Annotated in this window: 5 protein-coding genes and 1 pseudogene; 3 read left to right on the top strand and 3 right to left on the bottom strand. The window is 58.7% G+C overall.

What is annotated here, in order from left to right:
- Both GHO03_RS23550 and GHO03_RS23540 read right to left on the bottom strand, forming a co-directional pair.
- A partial coding sequence (locus GHO03_RS23550) for a Na+/H+ antiporter NhaA (RefSeq protein ID WP_372241788.1) occupies positions 1-887 on the bottom strand: 887 nt, incomplete at its 3' end.
- Between the two features lie 458 nt (positions 888-1,345).
- On the bottom strand, positions 1,346-2,335 hold the full coding sequence (locus tag GHO03_RS23540; RefSeq protein ID WP_042927614.1) for a zinc-dependent alcohol dehydrogenase family protein: 990 nt from the start codon (positions 2,333-2,335) through the stop codon (positions 1,346-1,348).
- A gap of 140 nt (positions 2,336-2,475) precedes the next feature.
- Between GHO03_RS23540 and GHO03_RS23535 the strand changes: the two genes are divergently transcribed.
- A complete protein-coding gene (locus tag GHO03_RS23535) occupies positions 2,476-3,372 on the top strand; it encodes a LysR family transcriptional regulator (protein WP_013970892.1) in 897 nt (298 codons plus the stop codon).
- A gap of 176 nt (positions 3,373-3,548) precedes the next feature.
- Complete coding sequence (locus GHO03_RS25385) at positions 3,549-3,746, top strand: hypothetical protein (RefSeq protein ID WP_023082110.1); 198 nt, start codon at positions 3,549-3,551, stop codon at positions 3,744-3,746.
- A gap of 636 nt (positions 3,747-4,382) precedes the next feature.
- Here the strand turns inward: GHO03_RS25385 and GHO03_RS23525 are convergent.
- Complete coding sequence (locus GHO03_RS23525) at positions 4,383-4,685, bottom strand: putative quinol monooxygenase (protein ID WP_007182542.1); 303 nt, start codon at positions 4,683-4,685, stop codon at positions 4,383-4,385.
- Between the two features lie 63 nt (positions 4,686-4,748).
- Between GHO03_RS23525 and GHO03_RS23520 the strand changes: the two are divergent.
- A pseudogene (locus tag GHO03_RS23520) lies at positions 4,749-5,286 on the top strand (DJ-1/PfpI family protein); the annotation flags it as partial.

Here is a 5,286-nt window from a genome sequence, read left to right as displayed (position 1 = left end):
CCGCCACGCAGGTCCACCCCGGCGTTCGCCAAGGCGAACACCGGCACGATCAGCAGCGCCGTCGGCAGCCGCAGGAACTCGTGCAGCCGCTCATTCACCGAGATACCCTGGGACAGCCCGCAGTCCACCGCGCGGGCCGATGCGGCACTCGGAGACTGCCAGAAGTCACGGAACAACTGTCTTGCCGCAACGACCCCGTGACGTTGCGTCGCATAGGCGGGGATCAGCAGCCCCGCGGCCATCCCGGCGAGGGAGGCATGGATGCCGGAATACACGGTTGCGAACCACAGCACGATCACGATCAACACATACGGCGTCGCCCGCCACTGGCGGGTGCGCCCCAACAACCACAATCCAACGAGGCTGGCGAGGGCGATAAGCAACGGGACGATCCGGATCTCCTCGCTATAGACGATGCCGATGATGGACACTGCGAGGAAGTCATCGACCACGGTCAGGGTGAGCAGGAACACGCGCAACTGACCCGATAGCCGCGGGCCGACGATCGCCAAGGTGCCCAGCATGAACGCCGTATCGGTGCCGACCACCGCACCCCACCCGTGCAGGCCCTCACTTCCGGCTAGTTTCACGATCAGGACATACACCAGCGCGGGAAGCACGACTCCCGTGACCCCCGCGATCAGGGCGAGGCGGGCACGGCTGCGGTCACGGAGCGATCCGTGGGCGAACTCCTGACGCACCTCCAGTCCGATCAGGAAGAAGAAGACGACCATCAGGCCGTCGTTGACCCAGTGATGCAGATCCATGTGTAGGCGCAGTGGCCCGAAGTTGAACCCGACGTCTAGGTGCCACAACTCGAAATAGGCGTTAGATAGCGGCGAGTTCGCCCACACGAGCGCCACAACCGTGACGATCACCAGCAGCACCGCAGCGCCAGACTCCGTGCGTAGATAGTGGGCAACGCGTCTCCGTCTGATATGCGCCGAGGACTCACCAAAAGAAGAGGCTGGCATGTGCTTATCCTGTAGTTTGTGAGATCACGATGGGCAGGTTTCGGATGGACCGATCAGGCGTCCGCCTCTGGCGGCGTCTCATCATCGAGCGAGCGCAGCCAAGCGAGTCTTTCTCCCAGCCTGCGCTCAACACCTCTGTCCGTTGGCTGATACCAACCCGGCCGCGCCACGCCCTCGGGAAAATAGGTTTGCCCAGCGGCATAAAAGGCTAGAAATGGTGTCCACTTAAATCAGGTGGACACCATCGCCTTTGGCGTCGGGGCCAAGAAGGTGTGTTGGCCGGACGGATACACAGAATCGGCCAAAAGCGGTCATCAGGGCTGGCTTGAATCGGGGCCGAAGGATTACGCTCTCAGCCCCATAATTGCTGGTCAGACAGTTACCACGATCTTGCCGATCTGCTGATTGGCTTCAAGGAAACGATGGGCATCCTGGATGTCGCTAAGTGTGAATGTCTTTGCGATGATCGGGCGCAACGCACCGGACTCCAACCCTTGCAGAATAAAAGCCTTTGCTCTCTCTAGGGCTTCAGGGTCGGCCACAATCTCTGCGTAGAGATAGCCCTTCAAAGTCAGGCTTTTGCCCAGCACGGTAAACAGTGGGAATGGTGTCGGTTCAGAGCTAAGTGCGCCGTACTCCAGCAAAATTCCGCCCCGCGCCATGCTCTGCGTGAGAGGTTCCAAGGACGGCCCGCCTACAGGATCGAATACAACGCGAGCGCCTTGACCGGCAGTTATCGTCATAACACGCTCGACGATATCCTCTTCATCGCTGACGATGACATGCGCAGCGCCTGCATCAAGTAGGGCTTGCTTCTTCGCGTGAGTTCGAGTGATCGCAATCGATGTGGCGCCGACCATACGAGCCATTTGGAAGGCGGCCAAGCCAACACTGCTTGACGCGGCGGTAACGATGACAAAATCGCCCTGACGTAGCTTCGCCTGTTCAATCAATCCCCCCCAGGCGGTGACGTACTGCATCCAAGACGCCGCAGCCTCTTCAAAGGACAAGTTCTCAGGGCTCTTTACCACCAGGTGGGCCGGTACATTGGCCAACTCGCCGTAGGTGCCCCAGCGAGCAATATCCAGAGGTGGGATCAGAGCGACCGAGTCACCAATCGTGATCTCGGTTACGTCGCTCCCAACTGCCGTTACGATGCCTGCGGCCTCGTAGCCTAAGCGGCTGGGGAACTCCGCTTCTTGTAGGTATGCGTGATTGCGGAACATCACTTCGGCTCGGTTCAAGCCAAAAGCTTTAACACTAATTTGCACCTCGTTTGCTGCTGGTGCCGATACTTCCAGATCTTCCAGCTTCAGAACGCTGGCGTCACCGTATTCATGAATTCTGACAATGCGTGCCATCATAAATACCTCGTTTATCAATGGGCCTCGACGTACATCCGGAAGGTATCCGGGCACTCGAAAGGTGTCAAAAATTTAGTCATTGGTTGGCGCTAGATAAATGCCTACGATGGCGTATTACTAGAAACAGAGTGTTTATAATGGATCGCCTGACCCAGATGGCCACGTTCGTCAAAACAGTTGAGCTGGGTTCATTCAGCGCCGCTGCGGACGACCTGAATCTGTCCCCTCAATTGGTAGGGAAACAGGTGAAAATGCTCGAACAACATCTGGGTGTTTCCCTGCTGCACCGGACTACGCGCAGGCAAAGCCTCACCGACTTCGGCAGGGCGTTCTACCCGCGAGCAAAACTGATCCTTGCAGACATGCAGTCTGCCGAGAGCCTGGCTGCCCTCACTCGGGGCACACCAAGCGGCCGCCTTCGCATCAACGCGCCGGTCACGTTCGGAATCCGCACGCTTTCGCCACGCCTGCTGGAATACATGGTTCGGTATCCTCAGGTGTCTGTTGACCTAACGTTATCGAACGAACTGGTCGATATCGTTGATGATGGTTACGACGTGGTATTTCGCATCGGCGAGCTGGCGAGCAGTGGGTTGAAGGCATTGCCACTGGAGCCCTATCAGATGGTTTTATGCGCTGCGCCGTCCTATCTTGCACGTCGCCCTCCCATCATCAATCCGTGGGATCTACAGCAGCAGGAATGTCTGGGGTTTACCTATTCTGATGGCCGCTCACACTGGAGCTTCGACAGCCCGGAGGGGCGTATAGATGTTCCTATTACAAGCAAATTAACGATCAATCAAGGTGATCCACTGCTGGCAGCGGCTGTAGCTGGTCTAGGCGTGGTTCTACAGCCGATAGAGTTGGTTAGCGATGCACTGCGCGATGGGACACTGGTGCGTCTGTTGCCGCAGTACCCGGTGCCGAATACCGCAATGCACATCCTCTATGCCCCTGACCGAAGAATGACTCCAAAGCTGCGCAGCTTCTTGGAGTTTGCGCGTGAGGCTTTTGGGCAGCGAGGCCCTCTCTAACGCACGAAAATCAATGTCTGCGCTATCCGGTATTCGTAAAGGACGACGATTACCGTGGCTCACCGGATATGACCAAGCACCCCTTGCTGAGGAAGTACCTGCTGTAGCACTTCGCGGCGGAAGTCGAAGAACTGAAAGATGCCATGTTCGTTGGCTTGGGGCCGTAGGTCCAGAGCGTGCTGGACCGCCTGATCCAGGAGCGGGTTCTGAATCCCGACCGGGTGATTGCCGGCATGCTGCACCCCTCCGGAAACTGCACCTACCGGATCAACTACCTCATCGGCGACAGAAGCGCGCTGGTCCCGCACGCCACCAGCCCTGTGCCTTACGACCAGGTCCGGCGAGCATTTCGGGAGCGGTTCGTCACCGCCTGATCGAACGTCGGATGAGTGGATGCTGACGCGGGTTCAATTCCCAAACGGGAATAGAACTGGCGCCCTGTCTGATGCGCTCGGTTGGTGACCCGACCAGGGCAGAACTGGTAGGATTGCGGGCATCAAGGTCCGGATTCCGCACCTTTCCGCAGGAGTTTGCAGCGGTCGCAAGGCGCTGAGTTACATAGGTTTGGCGCAGGGTTCCACCCCACCGAGCCCCTGCAGGAGTTCGAATCGTTACGCCCCCCCAGAAACCCTCACTAGCCCGAACGGCCCGAACGGCCCGAACGGCCCGATGCTAGGTCGTTGATTTTCAACAAATCGCTCGATCGATCCGCGCTTGCGGACTGCGGACTTCCAATGGGCCGGAAATCTGGCTCGCCCAGACGGCTCTCGGTACCGACACGTTGCAAACAGTCGGTACTTCTCGATAACTACCCGACGAATCGGAACATCACAGCCAGCCCTGATGTTGCCCCTGCTTGCTGACGCAGCTTGGAAGTTCTGGCTGCAATATTGCCCCCCAATCGCTGTGGAAGGTAGCTCCCTGGGCAAGTGCAATCGAGGGGGGGATCGCTGCGTAGAGCTTGTGCCCCCCATCCTGCAGCGTGACCTGATTTGGTCAAGGCCGGGTTGTCATGCAGGCAGTTTGGCTGCAAGCAGTTCGACCTTCTCGATATTGGGCGGAGAACTGAGCAAGGTCGCGGCGTTGGCCATCAAGGCCGCGGCGATCTGGCCGTTCAGATGTGCTTGGCGACCTGCCTCATCGGCAAAGGCATCGAACACACCGAACGTCGAAGGGCCAAACTTCAATGCGAACCAGGCAGTGGTGCCGGACTCGGCGTTGGCGAGCGGCAGTGCGCTGGCCAGGAAGTCGGCAAGCGCAGCCTCCTGGCCGGGTTTGGCTTCGAGGCGAACAAACAGGGCGAGCTTGGTCATACTGTAATCCTTTGGGTAACTGGGTTAGATGAATGGATCGACGAGCCTGCAGTCTAAGTCTTCATGACAGCCATCTCTATAGACAATAATGACAACATTGATATCATTGTTGCCATGAAAATCCACATCCTTGTTTGTGATGGCGTGTTTGATCTGGGGCTTGCGGCGCTCACCGACACAGTGGGCTTGGCCAATGCGATGTCGGGCTCGCTGCCACAGGCTCCCGCGCACATAGAGCTCACGCTGGTGGGCGTGCGGCGTCGCATCCGAACTGCGCAAGGCTTGACGGTCCCCGTGGTCACTGCGCGTGGTGTGCCGGAACCAGACGTCGTGCTCGTGCCCGCGTTTGGTGAAAAGATGCCTGACACGCTCTCGGCTCGGCTCACACGCCCCGACGTGCCCGATGCGGTCGCCGTGCTACAGCAGTGGTCCGCCGCTGGCGCGCACCTTGGTGCCGCCTGCTCCGGTAGTTTCTTGCTTGCAGAGAGCGGCCTGCTTGATGGGCATCGTGCGACGACGTCATGGTGGCTGGGGCCGATGTTTCGGCAGCGCTATCCGAACGTCACGCTGGACGAGTCACGCATGATCGTGAACTCGACAC

This window comes from Pseudomonas sp. FSL R10-1339 (assembly GCF_009600545.1).
In the GTDB taxonomy this organism is placed as follows: domain Bacteria; phylum Pseudomonadota; class Gammaproteobacteria; order Pseudomonadales; family Pseudomonadaceae; genus Aquipseudomonas; species Aquipseudomonas bubulae.
Note: the sequence above shows the minus strand (reverse complement) of the source record. Positions and strands in the feature narration are given on the sequence as shown.